Origin of the sequence: Kribbella sp. NPDC005582 (assembly GCF_040605415.1) — a bacterium.
GTDB lineage: Bacteria > Actinomycetota > Actinomycetes > Propionibacteriales > Kribbellaceae > Kribbella.
In genome coordinates this window covers 406985-430821 of record NZ_JBEXCU010000003.1, presented here as the reverse complement: position 1 = coordinate 430821, position 23837 = coordinate 406985, and the positions used below count along the sequence as shown (strand labels likewise).

Sequence of the window (23837 nt, the reverse complement as noted above, 5' to 3'; positions counted from 1 at the left end):
CGTTCCCATGAGAACACTCGGTATCGCCGTGGCCTCGGCCGCGATGGTCGCCGCCGGCGTCAGCCCGGCGATGGCCGCCGACGGCCACGTCTACGTGCACGTCGTCAGCCCGGCCGGCGGTGACTCCGGCGGCTCCTCGTACGCCGACCTCGACTTCAAGTCCGCAACGCAGGTCGTCTACAACAACTGGGTCATCAACGACACCTGCCCCGGTGACGGCTACCGCGTGATCGCGCGCGCCCGGGCCCTGCTCAGCAACGGCAACTGGGCCTACGGCGCCTGGCACGAGGACGACGGCACCTGCGAGAGCGACGCGTGGGGCCCGTACGACAACAAGGAGCTGAACACCAGCGCGAGCATCGTCAAGGCCGGTATTCAGGTCTGCGTCGACCTCGGTCCCTCGCTGAAGTGTGAGAACGTCTACCTTCCGCGCGGCTGACCGAACGAGCGCCCGGGCCGGACCACGGGGTCCGGCCCGGACTCAGGTTTCGTGAGCATATGAAAAGGCAGATACGGAGCTGCAACGCCAAGCTGGCTTGACTTGCGGCATGACGTATCGCGAACCAGGACCGGGCATCACGGTCTACAGCTGCGAACCGGACGAGGCCGTCCTGTTCCGCGAACTGGCGGCCCGCTTCGGCGTGCTGCCGACGATCACGCCGGCGGCCGTCACCGAGGCCACGATCGATCTGGTGGCCGGCAACCGGTGCATCAGCGTCGGGCACAAGGCCCGGATCAGCAACCAGACCCTGCTGGCGCTCAGCCGCGCCGGCGTCGGCTACATCTCCACCCGCAGCATCGGCTACAACCACCTCGACGTGGACTACGCCGACAGTCTCGGCATCGCCGTACAGAACGTTGCCTACTCCCCCGACAGTGTCGCCGACTACACGGTGATGCTGATGCTGATGGCGATCCGCAACGCGAAGGCGATGCTCAAGCGGGTCGACCTGCACGACTACCGCTCGATCGGCCCGCGCGGCCGCGAGCTGCGCGATCTGCGCGTCGGCGTGATCGGCACCGGCCGGATCGGTACGGCGGTGCTGGATCGCCTGCGCGGATTCGGCTGCCCTGTCGTTGCCTATGACATCTGCGCGATGACGTCGGCCGACTATGTCCCGCTCGACGAACTGTTGCGGATCAGCGACATCGTCACGCTGCACACCCCGCTCACCGCGCAGACACACCACCTCCTGGACCGGCAGCGGATCGGCCAGTTGAAGGACGGCGCGTTCGTGATCAACACCGGACGCGGTGCGCTGCTCGACACCGAGGCACTCATCGAGTCCTTGGAGAGCGGCCGGCTCGGTGGCGCGGCCCTCGACGTACTCGAAGGCGAAGAAGGCATCTTCTACGCGGACCACCGCGACCAGCCGCTCGAGAGCCATCTCCTGCTCCGGCTGCAGAAGTTGCCGAACGCGATCGTCAGTCCGCACACGGCGTACTACACCGACCACGCGCTGAGCGACACGGTCGAGAACTCCATCATCAACTGTCTGAAGTTCGAGAGCAGGAAACGCGAATGGATCTGAAACTGAAGCTGGGCATCTTGTTCGGCGGCGCCGGCGAGGAGCACCCGGTGTCGATCAAGTCGGCGCAGGAGGTCGCGAAGCACCTCGACCCGGCGAAGTACGAGCCGGTCTGGATCGGGATCACGCAGGCCGGCGCGTGGCGCCTGTGCGACGGCCCGACCTTCGACGGAGGCCGGCCGGCGGTGCTCTCCCCCGACCGCAGAACCCCCGGCCTGCTGGTGCTGGACAGTCACGAGACGATCAGCCTGGACGTCGTTCTGCCGGTCCTGCACGGCAAGACCGGCGAGGACGGCTCGATCCAGGGCCTGCTCGAGCTCTCCGGCCTCCCGTACGTCGGCTGCGACATCCAGAGTTCGGTGGTGTGCATGGACAAGTCGCTCGCCTACACGGTCGCGCGCAGCGCCGGGATCGCCACGCCGATCTTCTGGTTCGAGGCCGAACTACCCGAGCAGCTCCCGTATCCGGTCTTCGTGAAGCCGGCGCGCTCGGGCTCGTCGTTCGGTGTCAGCAAGGTCAGCAGCCCCGACGAGCTGCCGGCCGCACTGGCCACCGCCCGCCAGTACGACGCCAAGGTCCTGATCGAGGAAGGTGTCGTGGGCAACGAGATCGGCTGCTCGATCCTGGGCAACGACGGGGATCTCGTGGTGGGCGAGCTCGACCACATCTCGCTGACGCACGGGTTCTTCCGCATTCATCAGGAGGACTCGCCGGAGGACGGCTCCGAGAATTCGACGCCGGTGGTTCCGGCGCAGATTCCCGACGACGCACGGAAACTCGTGCGGGAGACCGCGATGGCGATCTACCGCGCACTCGGTTGCCGCGGGCTGGCGCGGGTGGACCTGTTCCTGACGGCGGACGGAACGGTGGTGCTGAACGAGGTCAACACGCTGCCGGGGCTGACGTCGTACAGCCGGTATCCGCGGATGATGGCAGCGGCCGGGCTGTCCCTGGGCGACGTGGTCGACAAGGCGGTCGCGCTGGCACTGGAGGAACGATGAAGGCCGACTTCGTCTACCTGGACGAGTTCGTCTCCGGGATCCGCTGGGACGCCAAGTACGCGACCTGGGACAACTTCACCGGCCGTCCGGTCGACGGCTACTACGCCAACCGGATCGTCGGCACCAAGGCGCTGGCGTCGGCTCTCGCGAAGGGTCGTGACGTGGCGGCCGAGCTCGGCTTCGGCCTGCTGATCTGGGACGGCTACCGCCCGCAGACCGCCGTGAATCGCTTCCTGCGCTGGGCGAACGAGCCCGAGGACGGCCGCACCAAGTCGAGGCACTACCCGAACATCGGCCGCACCGAGATGTTCGTCCAGGGCTATGTCTCGCCCAGATCCGGCCACAGCCGCGGCAGCACCGTCGACCTCACGCTCTACCACCTCGACACCGGAGACCTCGCTCAGATGGGCGGTGACCACGATCTGATGGACTCGATCTCGCACCACGGCGCCCAGGGCATCTCCCCCGTCGAGGCCCGCAACCGGCACCACCTCGGCACCATCATGGAAGCCGCCGGCTTCCAGCGCTACGACTACGAATGGTGGCACTACACCCTCAAGAACGAGCCCTATCCCGACAGCTACTTCGACTTCCCGATCGCATGATCGTCCGGACCGCTGAGCCCGCCGACGCGGCGGCGATCAACGTCCTGTTCGAGCAGCTGGGCTATCCCGACCAGGACACCGGATCCACCGTCGCGCGGATCCGTTCCTGGCAGGCCGATCCGTCCAGTACGGCGGCCGTGGCTGATGCCGGCGGCAACCTTCTCGGGGTTGTCGCCGTGCACGTCGGCCCGTACTTCGAGCGGCCGGGGAGCTGGGCGCGGATCGTCGCGCTGGTGGTCTCGGAGGAAGTTCGTGGTCAAGGGATCGGCGGCCGGCTGCTGACGGTCGCCGAGGGGTTCGCCGTCGAGCGCGGTTGTGTGCGGATCGAGCTGAGCAGCGCGGACCGGCGTACGGAGGCGCATGCGTTCTACGTCAGCCGTGGGTACATCGTTCAGACCGGCCGATCGTCATGGTTTCGGCGCGAGGTAGTTCGACGGTGACGCGGAGGCCGCCGTCGGGGCGCGCCCGGAGGTTGAGGGTGCCGTGGTGGACCTGGACGATCCGCTTGACGATGGCGAGGCCCAGGCCGACACCGCCGTGGTCGCTGCGGATGCGTTCGGCACCGCGCTGGAACGGTTCGGTGAGGGTCGCGAGCAGCTCCGGGGTGACTTCCGGGCCGGTGTTCTCGACCGTCAGTACGACGGTCTCCGGCCAGACGGCGGTCTCGACCTGGACGACGCCGCCCTCGGGGACGTTGTGAACGATCGCGTTGTGCACAAGGTTCGTCGTCAGCTGCAGCAGCAGAGCGCGGGAGCCGGTCGTGACCGCGACCTCGCCGGAGGTCTCCAGCAGGACGTCACGGTCCTCGGCGTGGACCAGCAGCGCCTCAGCCGCCTCTTCCGCCACCAAGGACAGATCGACATCCTCGCTGGTGAACGAGCCGTGCTCGGTCCGGCTGAGCAGCAACAGCGCTTCGGTCAGGTCGATCGCGCGGCTGTTCACCGCGTGCAGGCGGTCGACGAGCTCGTCGGTGGGGCGGTCCGGATCCTTGCGTGCCACGTCGAGCAGGGTCTGCGTGATCGCCAGCGGCGTGCGCAGTTCGTGCGAGGCGTTCGCGGCGAACCGGCGTTGCTCGGCGACATGCGCTTCGAGCTGGTCGAGCATCGAGTCGAAGCTGTCGGCCAGTTCGCGGAACTCGTCGTTGCGGCCGGGCATCCGGATCCGATGCGACAACGACCCGGTCGCAGCGAGCCGGGTCGCGTTCGTGATCAGCGATACCGGCGCGAGCATCCGCCCGGCCAGGAACCAGCCGCCGACCAGACCGACGATCAGCAGCAACACCAAGGCGACCGCAGCGGCGGGGACGAAGCGCCTGAGCAACCCCTCGTAGTACCCGTACTTGACCGTGATCACCAAGCCATCGGCCCGCGTGAGCTTCAGTGACAACGCGACGGCACCCAGCAGGATCGTGCCGGCCACCATCACCAAGCCTGCGTAGCTGAGGGTGAGTTTCAGCCGGATGCTCAGGCCAGGAGGTCTAGTCATCATCGTCGGCGCCGATCCGGTAGCCGACGCCTGGAACCGTGGCGATCAGCCACGGCTCACCGAGGCGCTTGCGCAGCGTCGACACCGTGATCCGGACGGCGTTGGTGAACGGGTCCGCGTTCTGGTCCCAGGCCCGGGCCAGCAGCTCCTCGGCGCTGATCACACCGCCTTCGGCCGCCATCAGCACCTCCAGGACGGCGAACTGCTTCCGCGTCAGGGCGACGTACCGGCCGTCGCGGTAGACCTCGCGGCGGAACGGATCGAGCCGCAGCCCGGCGATCTCCCAGACCGGCGGCCGGTTGTGCACCCGCCTGCGGTCCAGCGCGCGCAGGCGGAGCACCAGCTCCTGCAGGTGGAACGGCTTGGTCAGGTAGTCGTCGGCGCCGAGCTCGAACCCGGACGCCTTGTCGTGCAGCCGGTCAGCCGCCGTCAGCATCAAGATAGGCATTCCGCTGCCGGAGGCAACGATGCTGGCGGCGACCTCGTCCCCGGACGGGCCCGGGATGTCCCGGTCCAGGACGGCGATGTCGTAGGTGTGCAGACTCAGCAGCTCGAGGGCCGTGTGACCGTCTCCGGCGATATCGGCTGCGATTGCCTCCAACCGCAGCCCGTCCCGAATCGCCTCGGCCATCTCCGGCTCGTCCTCCACGATCAGCACCCGCATGCCTCGATGCTACGAGGCGAGGGGTATCGCGAACGTATCCTCCAGGCCTCAGGAGGCGTACACCTCGTACTCGGACAGCTGCGCGGCGGGCCAGCCGGTGTTGGCGGTGAAGGTCAGCCGCACCCAGCGGGTGGTGACGGCGGTCGGCAACGTGATCGTCGCCGCGTTGCCCGAGCCCGGGTCGAAGGTGCGGCCGGCGGCGCCGGCAAGCTGCGTGTACGACGTGTTGGTCGTACTACCGAGCACCTCGATCGTCTGCGAGCGCGTCCCCCAGTTCGACGGAAGCTTGAGCACCAGGCGCTTGACGGTCTGGTTGCTCCCGAGGTCGACGGTCAGCGACTGCGGCCAGCTGTTGTTGACGCTTTCCCAGTAGCTGCCGGCGTTGCCGTCGACCGCGTTGCTCGCGACGTAGTTCTGGTTGACGCTGCTCGCCGTGACCGGCTTACCGGCCGCGAGATTGCCGCCGGGTGCCGGCGTACCGGTGCCTGGCTCGACCCAGTTGCAACCGCTCCAGGTCGAGTCCCCGCCACTGTTCCCGGAGCCGCGGTTGAGCCCGAACGACCCACTGGGATAGGCGCAGTTGTAGACCCCGGCCCGGCCGATGCCGCTGGCAACGACATTGCTGACCGTCGCCGACCCTGTTGTCTCGGCCTGGAAGGCGAAGGTTCCGGCGCCTTCGATGGTGCCGCCGTCGACGGTGACGTTCTGCACCGCACGCCCGGCGCCACCACCGTCGACGAACTGGTACGCCGACCACGGGCTCGCCACCAGCCGGTTGTTCAGCAACCGCACTTGTGCGTTGATCGGGTTGTCGTACGCATCCACGCGGATCGCGCCGTGCGGGTGGTTCTGACCCCAGTTCGGGTTCATCGCGCCGGTCCGGATCAGCGTGTTGCCGGAGACCGTGATCGTCCCGGCCAGCGGGAAGAACGGCGACGCGAAGTTCTGGTTCGAGATCGCGATCCCACCGCCGAGTGCATTGGTGTCGGCGATCAGGTTGTCCCGCACGGTCAGGTCGGTGCCGCCGTAGATCGCGATGCCGTTGGCCAGGTTCGGCTGGACGATCGTGTTGTTGGCGAAGGTGCTGTTCCGGTTCGCCGCGTGCAGCGACCACATCGCCAGCGCGTCGTCGCCCTGATTGCGGAGGAAGTTGTTCCGCACCTGCACGTTGTACGCCGTACCGTTGAGGTTCAGGCCGTCGGCGGTCATGTCGTAGAACCGGTTGTTCTCGACCACCAGGTTGTCGTTGTTGCCGGTCAGCCACAGTCCGCACTTCAGGTGCTGCAGCCAGAGCCCGGAGACGACCGAGTTCGGGCCGAGGCTGCCGTTGACGAAGTTGTCCGGCGACTGGTCGTTCCGCTCGGTCACCTCGCCGATCACGGCGAAGTCGTACAGCTTGACATTGCCGCCGCCGTTCGGGCGGTCGATCAGGTGCTGGCTGAGCAACGTCGAGTGCCAGCGCCCGGCACCGCGGATCGTCACGCCGTCGGGGTTGATCGTGCCGCCGACCCGGAACCGGCCGGCCGGGATCCACACGGTTCCACCAGTACCGCGGGCACTGTCGATCGCACTTTGGATCGCGCCGGTCGAGTCGTTGTTCCCGTTCGGATCAGCGCCGCGATCGGTGATCGAGATCGAGCCACCAGGCTGGCCGGCCGGACCGGCGACATTCTCGAACTCGACGTCGTCGATCGTGTACGGGCCGGCGGTGTTCTCACCGTCGACCTGCAGCTTGATCTTCGCGCCGGCGTTGACGGTCTGACCGAGCTGCAGCCGGGCATGGTCGTAGAGCTTGTGCGTCCGCGACCCGGCGATCCAGCCGGTGTCCACGTAGCTGTACTTCGCGGTGACGGCCAACGACTGTGACAGCTTCTGCCCGTTGACGTAGACCGCCAGGGTTCCGGTTCGGCCGTCCGGAATCGAGTAGGCCACGTTGATCGCGTTGGTCGTCGCGGGCGCGGTGAACTCGACGTACTGGCCGTTGTTCAGGGTGACGGCCTGACGGTTGGAAGCTTCAGCGGCCAGCGTGCCCTGGGCGTAGCTCGGGCCGATCTTGCTGCCGTTGGTGGCCGCGTTCTCGGCCTCCAGGATCGTGAACGGCAGCGTCGCACCGACGGCTTGAATCGCGGCCGGTACGGCGTGCGCCGCGGGAACCGTCAGTCCGGTGGCGACGACCGCGAGCGCGGCCCATCGAGCGAGGTACAGGCGTGCATGTATCGGGTGTGGCATGGGCGGGGCCTTCCTCGGGGCGGGGGTGCGCACACCTTAAGGAAGGCCCCAACTCAACGCAATAGCTCAACGCATTCCTGCAAATTCTCTACAGGATGCGCAGGACGATCTTGCCTGTCGCCTGGTTGGTCTCGCCGCGGCGGTGGGCGTCGGCCGCATCGGCGAGCGGGAAGACCGAGTCGAGCTCGACGCGCAGCTTGCCCTGCTCGACGAGGTCGGTGATCGCGGTCAGACCGAGGCGGTCGGGCTCGACGAGGGTGAATTCGGCCTTGATGCCGCGGCGCTCCGCCTCAAGGGCAGCCTCCGGGGCAACGGAGAGGATCGAGACGAAGCTACCGCCATCCTTGAGCACCTGCAGCGAGCGCAGACCGGTGTCTCCGGCAATCGGGTCGAACACGACATCGACCGGCTGGTCGCGCAGGACCTCGACGAAGTCGTCGGTGCGATAGTCGATCACCTCGTCGGCACCGAGCGAACGAACGAACTCGTGCTTCGGAGCGCTCGCCGTACCGATGACGTAGGCACCGAAACTCTTCGCGATCTGGACGGCGAGATGGCCGACGCCACCCGCGGCGGCGTGCACCAGAACGCGCTGCCCGGACCGCAGGCCGCCGGTCTCGACCAAGCCTTGCCAAGCGGTCAGCGCGGCCAGCGGCAGCCCCGCTGCCTGTTCGAAGCTCAACGCCTTCGGCTTGCGGACGAACTGCCGCGACGGGGCAACGACATACTCGGCGTAGGCGCCGGGCAGGACGGGGAACTTCGGCATCCCCAGGACCTCGTCACCTACCCGTAGCCAGGTCACGCCGGCGCCGACCGCCTCGACCACGCCGGCCACATCCCAGCCGAGGACCAGCGGGAAGGTCAGGCCGCGCCCTTCCGCCCTGGTCTTCCAGTCCGCCGGGTTGACGCCGGCCGCATGCACGCGGACGCGGATCTCGGTCCGCCCGGGGGCCGGTCGCGGCACTTCCTGGAACTGCAGCACCTCGGGACCGCCGGGGCCCTTGGCGACTGCGGCGTACATCGTCTGCTTGGTCATGAGCCAAGTCTTTCGGCTGGTCGGCGGCGCGACTACTGGCCGGATGGACATCATGTGAAATAATCCGGCCATGCCTGTTCATCGTGTCGCGGTCCTGGCTCTGCCCGGCGTCGTGCCGTTCGAGCTCGCGATCCCGGCCCGGATCTTCGGTGGCGCCTTCGCGAACGACGAGCCGCTGTACGACGTGATCACCTGCTCGGTGGACGGCGCTCCGGTGCAGACTTCGGACGACTACTCAGTCGCCGTGCGGTACGACGCGTCGGCGCTGGCGACTGCCGACACCGTCGTGATTCCGCCGTCGCACATGCTGCAGGAGATCGTGGATTCCCACGGCCTGCTCGAGGACGCCGTACTGCGGGCGCTCAAGGAGATCCGGCCGGGCACCCGACTGGTGGCGATCTGCACCGGCGCCTTCGTTCTGGCTGCCGCCGGTTTGCTCGATGGCCGGCCTGCCGCCACGCACTGGGGCGAGGCCGCGCAGTTGCAGGAGCTGTTCCCCGCCGTGCGGGTGGATCCGGTGGTGCTGTTCATCGACGACGGCGACATCCTGACCTCGGCCGGTGTTGCCGCCGGCATCGATCTCTGCCTGCACGTAATCCGCCGCGACCATGGAAGCGCCGTCGCCAGCTCGGTCGCCCGGGCGTGCGTCGTACCGCCGCGGCGTGACGGCGGTCAGGCGCAGTACGTGCGTCGCCCGATCCCACCAGGCGTCGACGGCGGTACGGCGGCCACCCGCGCCTGGGCCGCTGAGCAGCTCGGCCGGCCGCTGAGTCTCGTCGAACTGGCCGAGCACGCGCGGATGAGCGTGCGGACGTTCACGCGCCGGTTCCGCGCCGAGACCGGGGTGAGCCCTGGTACCTGGTTGGCCATGCAGCGACTCGATTACGCGCGTCAACTGCTGGAGGACACGGATCTCACCGTCGACCAGATCGCCGCGCGGACCGGTCTCGGGACCGGCACCAATCTGCGGCAACAGCTCCGCGAGAGCACCGGCGTCTCCCCCACCGCCTACCGCCGGACCTTCAGGAGCTAGACCAGGGATTGTCACTGGGGCGACGGGGTGGGCGCTCCGACGAGGATGGGTGGTGACACCAGGAATCGTGTGGATTGGGGTAGACGGATGCGCTTCACGGACGGAAACGGGCCTTCGCGACGGGCGGTACTGCAGGGCGGCCTGGTGGCCGGGGTCGGTCTGACGGCAGTGGGCTCCGGGGTAGCCAGTGCGGCACCAACTGACAGCGCTGGCATCCATCCCTTCCGAGTGTCGGTTCCGCAGCAGAAGCTGATGGACCTGCGGCACCGGGTCGCGGCCGTGAACTGGCCGACGGCCGAGCTCGTCGGCGACCGGACCCAGGGTGTGCAGCTGGCGACGACGCAGGCGCTGGCGAAGTACTGGGTGAGCAAGTACGACTGGCGGCGGTTCGAGGCCAAGGTCAACAAGCTGCCGCAGTTCACCACGGAGATCGACGGGGTCGACATCCACTTCATCCACGTGCGTTCGCCGCACCGCAACGCCCTGCCGCTGATCATGACGCACGGCTGGCCGGGCTCGTTCGTGGAGTTGCTGGAGACGATCGGCCCGCTGACCAACCCGACCGCGCACGGCGGCCGCGCCGCGGACGCGTTCCACCTCATCCTGCCGTCGATCCCGGGATACGGGTTCTCGAGCCAGCCGACCGAGATCGGCTGGGACCCCGGCCACACCGCGAAGGCCTGGGCCGAGCTGATGCGCCGGCTCGGCTACTCGCAGTACGTCGCTCAAGGTGGTGACGTCGGCTCCGCCGTGACCGACAACCTCGGTCGCCAGGCGCCGGCCGGTCTGCTCGGCATCCACGTGAACCTGCTCGGCGCAGCCCTGAACGGCGTCGGCTGGCCGACCGGCACCGACGAGGAGCGCGCCGCCGCCGCGGCCGTCGCCGAGTTCAATGCCACCGGCAACGGTTACCGGATCGAGCAGACCACCCGGCCGCAGACGATCGGCTACGCGCTCCTCGACTCACCGGTCGCGCTCGCCGCCTGGATGCTCGACCACGACACCGACAGCTACTACAAGATCTCCCAGGCCTTCGTGCACAACCTGCCCGCGGGCAACCTCACCCGGGATCACATCCTCGACAACGTCACCCTCTACTGGCTGACCGGAACCGGCGCGTCGGCCGCCCGGGTCTACTGGGAGAGCGCCCGGGCCCGCGCCGGCGGCCAGGTCCCGCCACCGGTCGGCGTACCGGTGGGGTTCAGCGCGTTCCCCGGCGAGATCATGCAGGCTCCGCGGAGCTGGGTCGAGAAGACCTATCCGACCCTCAACTACTACAACAAGCCCACCCGCGGCGGTCACTTCGCGGCCTGGGAAGAGCCGGCCCTGTTCACCGACGAGGTGCGCGCCGCCTTCCGCTACCTCCGCTGACCCGAAGGCAACCGATCGAGCAGCCGGTACGTCGTAGGTGGCATGACGAACCAACCTTCACTCGTGTGTCCGCTGTGCAGCTGCCCGAGCTTCACGCAGGAGGAGTCTCGCCAGGACTCCGCATGGGGACTGACCTCGCACCGGATGACGCTGCTCATCTGCGACAACTGCCGGTACGTGCTGCACTTCTACGACCGCAACTCGATCTTCGACTTCGACTGATTAACCTGGGGGCATGCGACGACTTCTGCTGGCCGGTGTCTCCGCTGCTCTCCTGATCAGCTCCGCCTGCTCCTCCGGAGCCGCAGCTACCGCGACACCGGGACCAACCGCCGTCTCGGTGACGACTCGCCCCGAGGCGGCGGCCCGGTTCCAGGAGCTGGAGAAGCAGTACGCCGCTCGCCTCGGCGTCTTCGCGCTGGACACCGGCAGCCGCCGTACGGTCAGCTACCGGGCGAACGAGCGGTTCGCGTTCGCTTCGACGTTCAAGTCGCTGGCGTGCGGCGTACTGCTGCGGCAGACCAAGGACCTCGACAAGCTCATCCGCTACACCGCGGCCGACCTCGTCACCTACTCGCCGATCACCGAGAAGCACATCGACACCGGCATGACGCTCCGCGAACTCTGCGACGCCGCCATCCGTTACAGCGACAACACCGCCGCGAACCTCGTCCTCGTCGAGCTCGGCGGCCCGGCCGGCCTGCAGCTCGCACTCCGCAAACTCGGCGACGGCATCTCCAACGTCAACCGCAACGAGCCGACCCTCAACGAGGCCACGCCCGGCGACAAGCGCGACACCACCACCCCACGGCAACTCGCCACCAGCCTTCAGAAGTTCACCCTCGGCCGCGCCCTCCCACCGGCCCGGCAAACCATCCTCAACAACTGGCTGCTCACGAACACCACCGGCGACAAAACCATCCGCGCCGGCGTCCCCAAGACCTGGAAGGTCGGCGACAAGACCGGCACCGCCGGCTACGGCGGTCGCAACGACGTAGCCGTCCTCTGGCCGCCGAACCGCGCTCCCATCATGCTCGCCGTCATGTCCACCAAGGGCATCAAGGATGCCCCCACCGACGACACCCTCATCATCGCCGCCGCCACCACCGCGGCGATCAATGCCCTCGGCTGATCAGCGCGAGGCTACCGGGGTCCGCCGATGGGTCGGCGCGGCGCCGCGGCTGGCCGCGAGGCCGAAGGGAAGGTCGAAGAGGGCCTTCGGCAAGTAGCGGTAGAGGAACAGGCAGAGCCACGCCAGGAGCGCGGTCAGGACTATCGGCTCGACGAGTTGGGTGATGAGTTGGGTGGTGGCGCCGGCGGCGGAGAGAGGTTTGAGGAGGGCGGCGTGGAGTAGGGCCAGCAGGGGCATGTGCATGACGTAGATCGGCAAGGTACGGCGGCCGATGCTGGCCAGGGCGGTGGTGAGGCGGTCGAAGCGGGTGACCAGGCCGGCGGCGGTGACGCCGAGGAGGATGGCTACGCCGCTGACCAGGGGCCAGAGGCCGAACCAGGTCTTGGCGTCGAAGACGGCTACTACGGCGAGCAGGACGGCGTACGGGACGGCGATGAGGGCGAGGCGGAGCCAGGTTGCCTGGGCCGCGAGCTTCTCGATGATGGTCTTGCCGTAGAGGCCGGCCAGGAAGAAGACGAGGTTCTGGTAGACGCCTGCGCGGTCGCCGGGGATCGGGATGAGGCCGGCGGAAGCTGTTGCGGACAAGGCGAAAGCCGCGGCGAGGACCAGCCAGGGCGGTACGCGGCGGGTGGCTCGGGCGATGACGAAGTACAGGGCGAGGGCGTAGAGGTACCAGAGGTTCGACGGGGTGATGAACAGCTGGGCCACGAACTTGAGCGGACCGTCGGCGCTCTCGGTGCCGAAGTCCGGGACGAAGGCCAGGATCACCGTGTGGATGACGAGCCAGAGGGCGTAGAGGTAGTAGAACTTGGCGACCTTGGTGCGGAGCACTTCGGGCCAGGTGCGCTGGACGGCGCGGACGGCGAAGAAGCCGGAGACCGCGAAGAACAAGGGCATCCGCAGGGGCAGGAGCTGTTCACCGAAGGTGCCCCAGGCACCTTTCACCTGGCCGCCGATGTGCCAGTGGATCTGGAGGTAGTGCTTCATCAGCACGTGCCACAGAACGACCAGCAAGATACAGACGCCCTTGGCAACGTCTGCCCACGCGACCCGGCTGAGCGCCGGCGTTCCGTTCGCCACTCCAGTTTCTTGCACGTAAGAAAACCTAGGCAAGCCAAAGCCTGACGCCATCAGTCCTTGGACGGGAGACGGCGTCATACCTTGGTCTGAGACGGCCCCTGCGGCGTACACCCCAGGTGCGGTGCTGAGTTCAGCTGCGGATCACCGGCGTCATGCCGGAGATGGCGGTCGCGGGCGCGACGCCGGGCCGGGAGGCGGTGACTCGGACGGTCAGCTGCCGACCGGCGTCGGCCGAGGTGAGGCGGTAGAACCGGCTCGTTGCCCCCGGCACCCACTCACCGTCGCGCACCCACTGGTACTCGAGGCGCACCCCGGGCTGGTTCCAGAGTCCAGGGACCGCGATCAGGACATGATCGACCGCCGCCCTGCCCACGATCATCGGCGGATGCAGGGGCCTCGGCGCCGGAGCCAGCGGTACGACGGGCTTGATACTGGTCAGCGTCGGAACGACCCGAGCGATCGTTCCATCGGCGGCGAAGGTGAGCCGGTCGATCGTCGTCTCGCGGTGAGTGCCGTCGCCGCCGGGCATCCCGAGGCGGTGATAGGCGATGTACCAGTCGTCGGTGCCCGGGATCTGGACGATCGAGTGATGCCCGGTTCCGAGGATGCCCTGCGCCGGGTCCTTCTGCAGGATGACACCGCGGTAGGTCCACGGCCCGTCGACACTCGTCGAGGTCGCGTAGCCCACGCGATAGTCGGGCGATCCGGTGTCGTCGATCGAGTAGGTCAGGTGGTACATCCCCTGGCGATAGTTGACGAAGGCCCCTTCCCGGAACCCGGTCAGACCGCCGATCGGCTTCAGCGTCCCCGGCTTCACCGCGAGCATGTCGTCGCTCAGCTCGGCGTACACCGGAGCGCCGTTGCCCCAGAACAGGTAGTACCGCCCGGTCACCGGGTCCTGGAACGCGGCCGGGTCGATCGCCTGCCCCGACGTGACAGCCTCGTTGTTGAGGATCATCGCCGTCGGCTGCGCGGTGAACGGCCCCTCCGGGCTGTCGGCCACCGCGACACCGATCGTCTTGCGGTTGTACGTCGGGTTGTGGCCGGAGAAATAGAAGTAGTACTTGCCGTCGCGCTCGATGATCGTCGGCGCCCACGCGTTCCCGGTCGCCCACGGGACGTTGCCGTTCGCACCGTCCAGCGTCAGGAACGGCTTCGCCGAGCGCGTCCAGTCCACCAGGTTCTTCGACTTCCAGACGTAGAAGTCCTTCCCGCCCCACCCCGGTACGCCGTCGGTGGTCACATACAAGTAGTAGGTGTCGCCGAACCGCACGATGTTCGGATCAGCGTTGTACCCGGGCAGCACCGGCGAACGCATCACCACGGTCTTGACCGTCCAGGCCCGCGTGGTCCCGTCCTTGGCCGTCACCGTGAAGGTCTTCGGTGTGGACAGATCGACGGTCCCGGTCGGCGAGATGCGCGACGTGGAGACCAGCGTGAAGACCGGCGCCAGCCGCCGCAGATCGGTGCCGGGGGCAACCGGCAGCGTGACGGTCGACGAGGCGGCGTCGACGATCGCCGGGACCTTCAGACTCGCCAGCTGGACTCCGAGGATCGCCCGCGGATCAGCGTCCGCGTCGGTGACCTCGGCGGCCGACAGAGCGCGGTTGTAGATCCGGAAGTCCCGCACCGTGCCCTTGAGGTACTTGTCGGAGGTGTACTGCGAGCGCCCGATGTAGTTCGCGGTCGTCCGGCCGCCGCCGATGTCGCCCGGAGCGATCGTGACCCCGGTCTTCCGCCCGACCTGGACGCCGTCCAGATAGATGGTCGCGATGCCGTCGGGCGTCAGCGTGTAGGTCAACGTCTTCCAGACCCCACGCGGTACGGCGGACCCCGCTGTCGCGGTCTGTTCGGTCGACCAGTTGCCGGTGGCAATCGACGTACGGTAGGCATCACCGGTCGTGAACAAGTAGCCGTTGCCGATCCCACCTGAGGTGTTACCGAGCCCCCAGATGAAGTACGGCGTCGCCTGCCCGGGGTCGATCCGGACCTCGGCCGAGACCGTGATCGCGTCGAGCCCCGCCATCAGGTTGTCGGGCAGCTTCACGTGACCGTTGGTGCCGCCCAGGGTCAGCGCTCCGTCGGCCCAGCTCGTGTCACCGGAGACCACGCCGTTGTAGCCGTGACCGGTCGCGTCGGTCGCCGTCGTACCGCTGGTCTGGTTGAGCGGGTAGTGCGCGACCAATCCGTTCGGATCGGCCTTGACCGGGTCCGGCAGCACGATCCCGCTGCGGAGCCGATCGAGCTCGGCCTGCGTCACCGGCAGCACGGTGCCGTGTCGCGGGCTGGCCGGCAGGGAGTACTGTCCCGGCACCTTCCAGTTCGGCGCCTCGAGGTCGTTCGTTCCGAGCGGGATGTAGCCGCGGCCGCCGTACTCGTCGACGAACAGGTAGTACTTCGATCCCGAGGTGTCGCCAGGATTGGCCTTGAACACCGTCGGCCCCTCGACCGCCGACGTCCCGGCGTCGCGGCCGATGCACGAGTCCTGCATCGCCCAGGCGGGCTTCCCGGGCAGATCGACCGCGGTCAGCGAGGCGGACTTCTCCTGGATGATGTCGGAGCAGCCGGTGCCACCACCGCCCTCGTCCTTGGTGAACCGGTAGTACGTGTTGCTCTCTCTGATCACCGTCGAGTCGATGCGCGACTCACCCCGGTCCTGCCAGATCGCCGGCTGGCTGAACGTCCGGAAGTCCCGCGTCGTCGCGTAGAGCATCCGGTTGTACGTCGATCCCTTGTGCTCGGGGTCGTCCGCGGCGTAAAGCTTCGACGCCCAGAAGACGACGTACGACTGGAGCTCGGTGTCCCAGTAGGCCTCCGGCGCCCAGGTGTTGCCGGCCGTCTCCGGCGAGACCAGCACGTGCCGCTGCTCCGACCAGGTGACGAGGTCTGTCGACTCCCACACCTCCAGGTAGCGACTCCCCTGGCGCTGCGCCGCGTCCCAGTCGCCGTTGCGGCCGATCGACAGGTCGGTGGCGATCAGGAAGAACCGGTCGCCTTCAGGCGAACGGATCAGGAACGGGTCGCGCAGCCCGAGCGTGCCCTTGGTGGACTCGAGCACCGGCTGACCGTTGTTGACCTCGTCCCACTTGAGCGCGGTGTTGCCTCGGCTCGCGGCGAAGTAGATCTTCTCGCCGGCGATCGAGTTGCCGGTGAAGTAGCTGAACGCATACCCCGTGTACGGCGCGGCCGCCGCCAGCTCGCGAACCGTGAGAGCGATCTCCCGCGTGGCGGTCGCCGTACCGGCTCGAGCCGTGGCGGTGAGCGTGACGCGGGCGTCACCAGCGCCCGCAGCCGGCCGGTGCACGATGCCGTCGGCGCTGACGACCTCGGGCGCCGATGAGGTCCAGGTCACGGTGGCACCCTGCTCGCCGGTGGACGGCAGCGTCAGGTTGCCGCGCACGTCATCCGCGTGCACCACCGCGAGGGCGGCGGCTGCGCTGTCCGCCACCGCCTGGTCGCCCGGCTCCGCCGCGGGCGCAGCCGGTGGACCAACGGCGGATGGGGCAGCGGGTGGGGCTGCGGCGGCCGGGGGCAGGGCCTGACCGCCTGCGAAGACGAGCACTGCGGTGGCTGCTGCCAGGGACGAACGCATGCTGAACGGCATCTCGACCTCACCGGATGTTCACGTTAACAGTGCGACGAACCTTGGCCGAGCGATCGCTGTTCCGTCAAGGGCTCACGGTCGGTGACCGCCTGGTTTGGTTATGATGACCACTGGACTCGAACCTTTTGCCCGGTGCCGGAGTCCTACTCAGGACCCGTGAGTGCGCCCGCACTCTGACGCCGCCTTGCCCGACCGCCACGGGCGACGCAGAGGAGCCCCACCAGGATGTCTTCCACGCCGACCGCCGATGTCGCCACCAGCGAGCTCGACGCCACCGAGGCACGCACCGGCGCCTCGCGGCAGCCGCTGAGCCACTCGGAGTATCTGGCGCTGAAGCGGTTCCCGGCCCTCGACGGCCTGCGCGCGATCGCCGCGCTGATGGTGGTGGTGTTCCACAACCAGGGCCCGGACTGGGTCCAGGGCTGGATCGGCGTCCAGATCTTCTTCGTGATCTCCGGCTACCTGATCACCACGCTGATGTTGCGCGAGGAGGAGCGCTCCGGGCAGATCTCGTTCAAGCGCTTCTATGCGCGCCGGATCTTCCGCATTCTGCCGGTCTACTTCGTGCTGCTCGGCGTCACGCTGGTCGTGCAGTTCTTCCACGGCACCGTGACCAAGAGCCCGCCGGGCTCCGAGCTGCCGCTCTACCTGGTCTTCTTCAACGAGTTCGGCCACGGCGGGGCGTACGGGCAGTCCTGGTCGCTCGGCATCGAGCAGAAGTTCTACCTGTTCTGGCCGCTGCTCGCGTTCTCCGCGATCCTCGTCCAGCGCCGCGCGAAGTTCGGCGGCCGGATCGGCCTGACGCTGGCGCTGATGGCGATCATGCTGGTCATGGTGCCGCTGTCGATGGGCGGCGACCCGCGCGGCTGGACCGCGCACTACTTCTCGATCCTGGTCGGCTGCCTGGTCGCGATCCTGATGCACAACCCCAAGACCTACAACCTGTTCAAGCCGCTGACCCGCCCCTGGGTCGCCTGTACGGCGGCCGCCGCGTTCGTGGCGATCCACGGAACCGTGCACCTGTGGGGCGCGTTCATCGAGAAGCACCACCTGGCCGGTAACGTCCCCGGCTTCATCGCGGTGCCCCCGCCGTACGTGTTGCTGGTCGGGTTCCTGCTGTTGCCGGCGCTGCTCGCCAACGCGTTCCCGCAGCGGCTGCTGTCGACGCGGCCGTTCGTCTTTCTCGGTGAGCGTTCGTACTCGATCTATCTCGTGCAGTTGCTTGCGCACGAGGCTGTGCTGGGGATCTATCTGCTGTTCGGCGCGAACCTGAACAAGAGCCCGGTGCCGTTCGTCGCGGTGTCGCTGATGTCGATCCTGATGGCGCACCTGTGCTTCCTGTGGGTCGAGAAGCCGATGATTGCCGTCGGCAAGCGGTTCATCAGCAACAAACTGGCCTGACAGCCGGGGGCGCTGGGGGCACCCCCGGCCACCTCAGGTCAGGGACAGGTGCCGTTGACCGGAGTAGCAAGTCCGGTCCACATGAAGGCGTCACTGACCCAGGTGCCATCGCTCAGCCGGTTCCAGAGGCTGGTGGTCCCCCAGCGCCCGCTGTGCGAGGTGCCGTTCTTGGAGCAGGAGATGTTGACCGTCGTACCGTCGGCCACGCTTCCCGCGAGTGCGTAGTTGGTGCCCGGTCCGGTGCGCTTGTTGACCGTGCCGCCACCGAACGCGTCGATGATGCCCTGCGTGAAGCCGAGCGCTCCGTAGTTGTAGAGCTGCTCTCCAGGACTGCGCACCGTGCTGCCGTGCAGTGCGGTCCCGTTGTACGCCGACGACTGCTGGAAGACCCAGCCGCCGACGTTGTGTCCGGCGATGGCGACGTACGCGCTGTTCTGGCGCAGGGCGAAGTGCACGTGCGGGCCGCTGGCGGAACCACCGCACGAGACGTCGGTGCCGATGTTGCCGAGGAACGTGCCCTCACTGACCGCGAGGCCGTTGGCCGCGATGTTGCCGGACAGGTGGTAGTAGTCGGTCGAGTAACCGCGATCGTGGATGACGCGGATCCAGCCCTTTCCGTTGCCACACATCGTGTACGCCGTCCCGCCGCGCGCGGCGAGCACCTGACCGTTGCCACCGGACAGATCCACCGAGCTGTACGGCGTATCCGTGCCGGCCCAGCCGTGGGCACCGCCAGGCATGCTCCACGAAGCACCCACAGCGAACGGGAGCCGCATGCCGGTCCGGAAGTCGCCGCCGGCCACCTGCGGCGCGAACGACTGCTGACCGAAGAGCTGCTTCTCCTTGGCCGAAATGACGGGCGACGCGGCAGTGAGCTCGGTGAACGCGGCCTCGCCTTCCAGGCCGACCTGCCACTTGCCGTCGACCAGCCGGGCCGCGAACAGCCAGCCCTCGGGATGGGTGTCCTGGCCGCGCGGGACGAGGGCGACCGTGGTACCGAAGACCGTGCCGGTTCCGGCGCCGCGGGTCACGTTGACCTGCACGTCGGACCGGGCCTTGCTGGTCTTGGCGGCGCCGACCTTCGCGGTCACGGCCTGCTGCAGGTTGGGCTGCGCCGGCGCGGCCTGGGCAGCAGCCGCCGGGATGGCGAGAGCGCCGGCCGTCAGCACGGCACCCCAGCGCACTTTCGAGTTGAACGTCATAACGGTCCTCCTGATGGGACGGAACAGGATCGGTGGCGAAAAGCTATCCGCCGACTACGCAGCGTCGGTTATCTTGTGCACTGATCGGCGTCCAGAGACTGTCCACTGGGGGGCGAGGTGAGGCTATGGACAGGTCTGCTCTGGCAGCGCTGGGCGCTGCCATGCTGCGTTACCGCTTGGCTCGCGGGCTGTCGTTGCGACAGTTGGCCGCGCGGCTCGGCATGCAAGGTCATGGCGGGCTGTCCGACTACGAGAAAGGCAAGCGGCTGGCGCCGGCCGATCTGATCGAGCGGTACGAGGAGCAGCTGCAGATCACCGACGGCGAGCTGAGCGCACTCCGCGCGGCGGCCCTCGCCGAACGCGCCACCCGTAGGTCCGACGCCGCCGAGCCGTCCGCCGCCGCCAGCACGTCCGCCAACCACGAAGCGCCCGCCGTCACCATCGCCGAGCTGCCGGCCGCGCCCGCCGACTTCCAGGGGCGCAGCGCAGAACTGGCGACCGTCCTCGCGGCGGCTGCCGATTGTCTTGCCGGGCAAGGGCCGGTCACGGTCGTGGTCACCGGACAGCCTGGTGCCGGCAAGACCACCCTGGCGGTGCGTGCCGCACAGCAGGCGTTCCGGCTCGGTCTGCGGGATGCACAGTTCTTCGTCGAACTCGGAGCTGCCGAACCCGACGCCGTACTGCGCCGGCTGTTGCGAGCGCTCGGCGTACCGGATGCGCAGTTGCCGACGGAGGTGGACGAAGCGGCGGCGATGTTCCGATCACGGATGACCGGGCGGCGCTGCGTGCTCGTGCTGGACAACGCGCGCGACGAGGCACAAGTGCGGGCGTTGTTGCCCGGACCTGGTCCGGTGCTCGTCGTCGTGACCAGCCGGAAGCGGCTGACTGGATTGGCTGGTGCGCGACGCGTCGGGCTGGGCGTGTTGACCGTGGACGACGCCCAGGCCCTGCTCACCGACATCGTCGGCGCGCAGCGTGCCGAGGCGGAGCCGGAGTCCGTGGCAGAGGTGGTCGCCGCGTGCGGTCGCCTCCCGCTCGCGGTGCGGATCGCGGGCAATCGGCTCGCCTCCTGGCCGGACTGGTCGATCGCCCATCTCGCCGAGCTGCTCAGAGACGAGCAGAACCGGCTCGGCCGACTCACCGCGGGCGACTTGGCCGTACGCAGTGCGTTCGCCTTGTCCTACCGCGAGATTCCGCCGGTTGCCGGCCGGTTGTTCCGGCGGCTGGCACTCACGCCGGGCGCCGACTTCGACGTACAGGCTGCCAGTGCGCTGCTCGGCGAACCGGCTGAGGCAGCCCTGGAAGTCTTGGCCGGAGCCAGCCTGATCGGGCTCGCGGCGACCCCCGGTCGCTACCGCATGCACGACCTGCTCCAGCTGTACGCCTGCGAGCTGCTCCAAGAAGACGCAGAGCGCGACAAGGCCGAGAACTCCTTGCTGTGCTGGGTTTTCGAGCAGGCCCGCCGAGCCGCGGCAGCCCTCTCCCCCGAGCCCGCGGACTATCCCGGCGGCCGGTCGGCGGCGGTTGCCTGGCTCGACGCCGAAGCCGGCACGCTTCTCGGCGCCGTACGGCGAACGCGCGAGCGAACCGATGGCGAGTACGACGCGTTGCTGGGCGAGCTCACGCAACTGATCCCGTGGTACTACGACCTGCGCTGCCGGTGGTCCGACATGATCGAGGTGGCCGATCACGCGCGTGTGGTCGCGGAGCGCTCGGGTGACCTGGCCGCACGCGCCTTCGCCTACAGCATGCTCAGCCTCGGCCAGCTCGGTCAGCACCGGTACCGCGCGGCGCTGGCATCGTGCGAGCTCGGCCTGGCCGATGCCCGCGCTGCCGGACTCGCGGCCGAGGAGGCCGAGCTCTTCGGCCGGATGGGACTCGCCTACGAAGGACTCGGTCAGTACGCCGAAGCCGAAGCCAGGCATGCCGGCCACGCCGAACAGTGCCGGGTCCTCGGAGACAAGTTCGGCGAAGCGGCCGCGGTCGGCCGTCGGTCGCACACATTGCAGCAACTCGGCCGGCACACCGAGGCCGCTGCCTGCTTGAAGCTCGCCTTGAAGATGCGTTCCGGTCTCGGCGACGAGCGCGGGGTCGCGATGGCGGAGTACCGATTCAGTGCCTTGCGCAACCATCAGGGCAACTACGAAGAAGCGCTGCTGCGAGCACAGCGCGCGCTCGCGGTGTTCGAGGCCCACGACGACCAATGGGGTACGGCGGTCACCCACTACGAACTGGGGCGCGCCCTGGCCGGTCTCGGCCGCCTTCGTGAGGCGGCAGCGGCGTACCGGACGGCGATCCGAGGACTCGAAGAAGTTGGGGAATGGCAACGGCTGGCCGCGGCGACCGCGGCGCTGGCCGACGCCCGGTCCAGAACGGCCTGAGCGCCGGGCGGCCCCGGTGGGACCGCCCGGCTGCTCCGAAGGTCAGCGGCCGTTCGCCGCCGCGATGATCAGCTGCGTGACCTTGTGCGGCTGCGAGACCAGGACCGCGTGCGAGGCGCCCTTGACCTCGACCGTGTGGGCGTTGGCCCGCTTCGCCATGAAGCGCTGAGCCTCGGCCGGGATGTTCTTGTCGGCGGTCGGGATCAGCGACCACGACGGGATCTTCGCCCAGGCCGGGTCACCCGAGGCCTCCTTCAGCGCGGCCTCGGTGATCGGACGCTGGGTCGCGGCCATCAGTCTCGCCTGCGACCGCGGGACATCGGCCGCGAACTGCTTCCAGAACAGGTCCTGCTTCACGTACAGGTCCACGTTGCCGTCGGCCAGCGGGACCGGCTGCAGTGTCGGGCCGAGCGTGCTGCCCGGGAACTTGTTCGACAGCTCGAACGCGCTCTCCCCCTTGGCCGGCAGGAAGGCCGCGATGTAGACCAGCGCCTTCACGTTCGGCTCGTTGCGAGCCGCGTTGGTGATCACCTGACCGCCGTACGAGTGGCCGACGAGGACGACCGGACCGTGCACGCTGCGGACCAGCGACCGGATCGAACTCGCGTCGGAGGCGACACCGCGCAGCGGGTTCGCCGGTGCGATCACCGGGTAACCGCGACGCTCGAGCTCGGCGATCTCGCCGTTCCAGCTGGAGGCGTCCGCGAAGGCGCCGTGCACCAGCACGATGGTCGGCTTCGGACCCTTGGACACACTCTCCTGCGTCGCGGTCGCCGAGGACGACGGGATCAGCAGGGTCGCCGCGGTGACGGCGAGCGCGGCACCGGCGGTCAGTGCGCGGGTGATGGTGGACTTCACGGACATCTCGGCAACACCTTTCAGAGTTTTGGAGTGGTGGGGGTCTACTGCTCGAGGGCGGCGTCGAGGGTGATCTCGACACCGGCGAGGGCCTTGCTGATCGGGCAGCCGGCCTTGGCCTCCGCGGCCAGCTTCGCGAAGGTGTCGGCGTCGATACCGTCGACCTCACCGCGAACGGTGAGCGTGATGCCGGTCAGCTTGAACCCGCCGGCCGGGTCCGGGCCGAGCGTGACGTCGGCCTTCACGTCGAGCGCCTGCGGTACGCCGCCGGCCTCGCCGATCAGCGCCGAGAACTGCATCGCGTAGCAGGACGAGTGGGCCGCGGCGATCAGCTCTTCCGGGCTGGTCGTCCCGTCGGCGTCCTCGGCCGCGCGCTTGGGGAACGAGACCTCGTAGGTGCCGATCTTCGAGCTGGTCAGCTCGACCTGCCCGGAACCCTCCTGCAGGGTGCCGTTCCAAGCGGTGCGTGCGGTGCGTGTGGGCATCTCGATCTCCTCAGGTCCAGGGGCTGATGTCAGGTAGACTAACTAGTTACTCTTGCAAGTGTCAACCACCCAGATCTCGACCGAGGACGTGGGATAGTGAGCGTGATGACGAACGACACCCAGACCGCCGACCGCGCGCGCCCGGTGCGCGAGCGGCTGATCGACTGCGCCAGCGAGCTCTTCTACGCGGAGGGCATCCGGGCGATCAGCGCGGACCGGATCATCGCCGGCGTCGGGACGACGAAGGCGACGTTCTACCGGCACTTCCCCACCAAGGACGACCTGGTGCTGGCCTACCTCCAGGGCAAGGCCGACTGGGAGCGCACCGCGATCACGGCCGCTGGTGACGCTGCTGATCCCCAGGACGCCCTGCGCGGCGTGGTCGGCGTACTGGCGAACTCGAGCTGCCAGCCCGGCTTCCGCGGCTGCCCGTTCATCAACGCCGGCGCGGAGTACGCGGATGTCAACCACCCGGTACGGCGCCTGGTCGCCGAGCAGCGGCAGTGGTGGCGGGACTTCTTCCGCTCGCTGGCCGAGCGACTGGGCGTCCCCGCGGGAGCGGCCGCCGACAGCGCGGCCGGTCAGATCATGATGCTGCGCGACGGCGCCCTCGTCGCCGGCTACCTCGACGACCCCGCGACCGTCGAGGCCAACCTGACCAAGGCCATCACGGCGGTCGTCGCGGCGCCCTGACCGCATGGTGAGACTGGCCACACAGCGTCACGAAAACTACCGTGAGTG

Annotated in this window: 21 protein-coding genes; 12 read left to right on the top strand and 9 right to left on the bottom strand. The window is 68.4% G+C overall.

Going from position 1 to position 23837, the window contains the following annotated elements; all coding sequences use genetic code 11:
* The first annotated feature begins 7 nt into the window (after positions 1-7).
* From ABZS29_RS19820 to ABZS29_RS19800, 5 genes are all read left to right on the top strand, one after another.
* Entirely contained in the window at positions 8-439 is a 432-nt protein-coding gene (locus tag ABZS29_RS19820; protein WP_355463712.1) for a hypothetical protein, read from the top strand.
* Positions 440-548: 109 nt separating this feature from the next.
* On the top strand, positions 549-1532 hold the full coding sequence (locus tag ABZS29_RS19815; protein ID WP_355463711.1) for a D-isomer specific 2-hydroxyacid dehydrogenase family protein: 984 nt from the start codon (positions 549-551) through the stop codon (positions 1530-1532).
* The gene (locus tag ABZS29_RS19810; RefSeq protein WP_355463710.1) at positions 1523-2530 is read left to right on the top strand and encodes a D-alanine--D-alanine ligase family protein; all 1008 of its coding nucleotides are present in this window, start codon (positions 1523-1525) and stop codon (positions 2528-2530) included. The genes ABZS29_RS19815 and ABZS29_RS19810 overlap by 10 nt, the downstream gene beginning before the upstream one ends.
* Positions 2527-3135, top strand: coding sequence for a D-Ala-D-Ala dipeptidase VanX (gene vanX / locus ABZS29_RS19805; protein WP_355463709.1), 609 nt, complete (start codon positions 2527-2529; stop codon positions 3133-3135). Before ABZS29_RS19810 ends, vanX begins: the two co-directional genes overlap by 4 nt.
* Positions 3132-3575, top strand: a complete 444-nt coding sequence (locus ABZS29_RS19800) for a GNAT family N-acetyltransferase (RefSeq protein ID WP_355463708.1) — start codon at positions 3132-3134, stop codon at positions 3573-3575. Before vanX ends, ABZS29_RS19800 begins: the two co-directional genes overlap by 4 nt.
* Here the strand turns inward: ABZS29_RS19800 and ABZS29_RS19795 are convergent.
* The 4 genes from ABZS29_RS19795 to ABZS29_RS19780 all read right to left on the bottom strand — a co-directional run bounded on the left by ABZS29_RS19795 (position 3508) and on the right by ABZS29_RS19780 (position 8549).
* Positions 3508-4620, bottom strand: coding sequence for a HAMP domain-containing sensor histidine kinase (locus ABZS29_RS19795; protein ID WP_355463707.1), 1113 nt, complete (start codon positions 4618-4620; stop codon positions 3508-3510). The two genes, ABZS29_RS19800 and ABZS29_RS19795, sit on opposite strands and share 68 nt — an antisense overlap.
* The gene (locus tag ABZS29_RS19790) at positions 4613-5284 is read right to left on the bottom strand and encodes a response regulator transcription factor (RefSeq protein WP_355463706.1); all 672 of its coding nucleotides are present in this window, start codon (positions 5282-5284) and stop codon (positions 4613-4615) included. The genes ABZS29_RS19795 and ABZS29_RS19790 overlap by 8 nt, the downstream gene beginning before the upstream one ends.
* 48 nt (positions 5285-5332) lie before the next feature.
* Positions 5333-7513 carry a discoidin domain-containing protein gene (locus tag ABZS29_RS19785; protein WP_355463705.1) on the bottom strand — a complete coding sequence of 727 codons (2181 nt, stop codon included), beginning with the start codon at positions 7511-7513 and terminating at the stop codon, positions 5333-5335.
* A gap of 88 nt (positions 7514-7601) precedes the next feature.
* Positions 7602-8549: an NADP-dependent oxidoreductase gene (locus tag ABZS29_RS19780; RefSeq protein WP_355463704.1), complete on the bottom strand. Its 948-nt coding sequence runs from the start codon at positions 8547-8549 to the stop codon at positions 7602-7604.
* Positions 8550-8619: 70 nt separating this feature from the next.
* On the opposite strand from ABZS29_RS19780, the gene ABZS29_RS19775 reads away from it, so the two are divergent.
* The 4 genes from ABZS29_RS19775 to bla all read left to right on the top strand — a co-directional run bounded on the left by ABZS29_RS19775 (position 8620) and on the right by bla (position 12085).
* Entirely contained in the window at positions 8620-9582 is a 963-nt protein-coding gene (locus tag ABZS29_RS19775) for a helix-turn-helix domain-containing protein (protein ID WP_355463703.1), read from the top strand.
* Positions 9583-9750: 168 nt separating this feature from the next.
* Entirely contained in the window at positions 9751-10953 is a 1203-nt protein-coding gene (locus tag ABZS29_RS19770; RefSeq protein WP_355464407.1) for an epoxide hydrolase family protein, read from the top strand.
* A gap of 42 nt (positions 10954-10995) precedes the next feature.
* Entirely contained in the window at positions 10996-11175 is a 180-nt protein-coding gene (locus ABZS29_RS19765) for a hypothetical protein (RefSeq protein ID WP_355463702.1), read from the top strand.
* 13 nt (positions 11176-11188) lie between these two features.
* Entirely contained in the window at positions 11189-12085 is an 897-nt protein-coding gene (gene bla / locus ABZS29_RS19760; protein WP_355463701.1) for a class A beta-lactamase, read from the top strand.
* Here the strand turns inward: bla and ABZS29_RS19755 are convergent, their stop codons facing one another.
* Together ABZS29_RS19755 and ABZS29_RS19750 are read right to left on the bottom strand one after the other, a co-directional pair.
* Positions 12086-13180, bottom strand: coding sequence for an acyltransferase family protein (locus ABZS29_RS19755; protein WP_355463700.1), 1095 nt, complete (start codon positions 13178-13180; stop codon positions 12086-12088).
* A gap of 115 nt (positions 13181-13295) precedes the next feature.
* The gene (locus ABZS29_RS19750; RefSeq protein ID WP_355463699.1) at positions 13296-16757 is read right to left on the bottom strand and encodes a family 43 glycosylhydrolase; all 3462 of its coding nucleotides are present in this window, start codon (positions 16755-16757) and stop codon (positions 13296-13298) included.
* Between the two features lie 237 nt (positions 16758-16994).
* Between ABZS29_RS19750 and ABZS29_RS19745 the strand changes: the two genes are divergently transcribed.
* Entirely contained in the window at positions 16995-18170 is a 1176-nt protein-coding gene (locus ABZS29_RS19745) for an acyltransferase (protein WP_355463698.1), read from the top strand.
* A gap of 38 nt (positions 18171-18208) precedes the next feature.
* Here the strand turns inward: ABZS29_RS19745 and ABZS29_RS19740 are convergent, their stop codons facing one another.
* Positions 18209-19372 carry a peptidoglycan DD-metalloendopeptidase family protein gene (locus ABZS29_RS19740; protein WP_355463697.1) on the bottom strand — a complete coding sequence of 388 codons (1164 nt, stop codon included), beginning with the start codon at positions 19370-19372 and terminating at the stop codon, positions 18209-18211.
* A gap of 125 nt (positions 19373-19497) precedes the next feature.
* Between ABZS29_RS19740 and ABZS29_RS19735 the strand changes: the two genes are divergently transcribed.
* Complete coding sequence (locus ABZS29_RS19735) at positions 19498-21753, top strand: tetratricopeptide repeat protein (protein WP_355463696.1); 2256 nt, start codon at positions 19498-19500, stop codon at positions 21751-21753.
* A gap of 42 nt (positions 21754-21795) precedes the next feature.
* Here the strand turns inward: ABZS29_RS19735 and ABZS29_RS19730 are convergent, their stop codons facing one another.
* Positions 21796-22617 carry an alpha/beta hydrolase gene (locus ABZS29_RS19730; protein ID WP_355463695.1) on the bottom strand — a complete coding sequence of 274 codons (822 nt, stop codon included), beginning with the start codon at positions 22615-22617 and terminating at the stop codon, positions 21796-21798.
* A 38-nt stretch (positions 22618-22655) separates the two neighbouring features.
* Positions 22656-23096, bottom strand: coding sequence for an OsmC family protein (locus ABZS29_RS19725; protein WP_355463694.1), 441 nt, complete (start codon positions 23094-23096; stop codon positions 22656-22658).
* 105 nt (positions 23097-23201) lie between these two features.
* On the opposite strand from ABZS29_RS19725, the gene ABZS29_RS19720 reads away from it, so the two are divergent.
* On the top strand, positions 23202-23789 hold the full coding sequence (locus ABZS29_RS19720; protein ID WP_355463693.1) for a TetR/AcrR family transcriptional regulator: 588 nt from the start codon (positions 23202-23204) through the stop codon (positions 23787-23789).
* The last annotated feature ends 48 nt before the right edge of the window (positions 23790-23837 follow it).

What these genes read in the sequence shown, in the direction of transcription:
- ABZS29_RS19820 (WP_355463712.1), top strand. Translation starts at nt 8, where the DNA reads ATGAGAACACTCGGTATCGCCGTGGCCTCGGCCGCGATGGTCGCCGCC.
- ABZS29_RS19815 (WP_355463711.1), top strand. Translation starts at nt 549, where the DNA reads ATGACGTATCGCGAACCAGGACCGGGCATCACGGTCTACAGCTGCGAA.
- ABZS29_RS19810 (WP_355463710.1), top strand. Translation starts at nt 1,523, where the DNA reads ATGGATCTGAAACTGAAGCTGGGCATCTTGTTCGGCGGCGCCGGCGAG.
- vanX (WP_355463709.1), top strand. Translation starts at nt 2,527, where the DNA reads ATGAAGGCCGACTTCGTCTACCTGGACGAGTTCGTCTCCGGGATCCGC.
- ABZS29_RS19800 (WP_355463708.1), top strand. Translation starts at nt 3,132, where the DNA reads ATGATCGTCCGGACCGCTGAGCCCGCCGACGCGGCGGCGATCAACGTC.
- ABZS29_RS19795 (WP_355463707.1), bottom strand. Translation starts at nt 4,620, where the DNA reads ATGACTAGACCTCCTGGCCTGAGCATCCGGCTGAAACTCACCCTCAGC.
- ABZS29_RS19790 (WP_355463706.1), bottom strand. Translation starts at nt 5,284, where the DNA reads ATGCGGGTGCTGATCGTGGAGGACGAGCCGGAGATGGCCGAGGCGATT.
- ABZS29_RS19785 (WP_355463705.1), bottom strand. Translation starts at nt 7,513, where the DNA reads ATGCCACACCCGATACATGCACGCCTGTACCTCGCTCGATGGGCCGCG.
- ABZS29_RS19780 (WP_355463704.1), bottom strand. Translation starts at nt 8,549, where the DNA reads ATGACCAAGCAGACGATGTACGCCGCAGTCGCCAAGGGCCCCGGCGGT.
- ABZS29_RS19775 (WP_355463703.1), top strand. Translation starts at nt 8,620, where the DNA reads ATGCCTGTTCATCGTGTCGCGGTCCTGGCTCTGCCCGGCGTCGTGCCG.
- ABZS29_RS19765 (WP_355463702.1), top strand. Translation starts at nt 10,996, where the DNA reads ATGACGAACCAACCTTCACTCGTGTGTCCGCTGTGCAGCTGCCCGAGC.
- bla (WP_355463701.1), top strand. Translation starts at nt 11,189, where the DNA reads ATGCGACGACTTCTGCTGGCCGGTGTCTCCGCTGCTCTCCTGATCAGC.
- ABZS29_RS19750 (WP_355463699.1), bottom strand. Translation starts at nt 16,757, where the DNA reads ATGCGTTCGTCCCTGGCAGCAGCCACCGCAGTGCTCGTCTTCGCAGGC.
- ABZS29_RS19745 (WP_355463698.1), top strand. Translation starts at nt 16,995, where the DNA reads ATGTCTTCCACGCCGACCGCCGATGTCGCCACCAGCGAGCTCGACGCC.
- ABZS29_RS19740 (WP_355463697.1), bottom strand. Translation starts at nt 19,372, where the DNA reads ATGACGTTCAACTCGAAAGTGCGCTGGGGTGCCGTGCTGACGGCCGGC.
- ABZS29_RS19735 (WP_355463696.1), top strand. Translation starts at nt 19,498, where the DNA reads ATGGACAGGTCTGCTCTGGCAGCGCTGGGCGCTGCCATGCTGCGTTAC.
- ABZS29_RS19730 (WP_355463695.1), bottom strand. Translation starts at nt 22,617, where the DNA reads ATGTCCGTGAAGTCCACCATCACCCGCGCACTGACCGCCGGTGCCGCG.
- ABZS29_RS19725 (WP_355463694.1), bottom strand. Translation starts at nt 23,096, where the DNA reads ATGCCCACACGCACCGCACGCACCGCTTGGAACGGCACCCTGCAGGAG.
- ABZS29_RS19720 (WP_355463693.1), top strand. Translation starts at nt 23,202, where the DNA reads ATGACGAACGACACCCAGACCGCCGACCGCGCGCGCCCGGTGCGCGAG.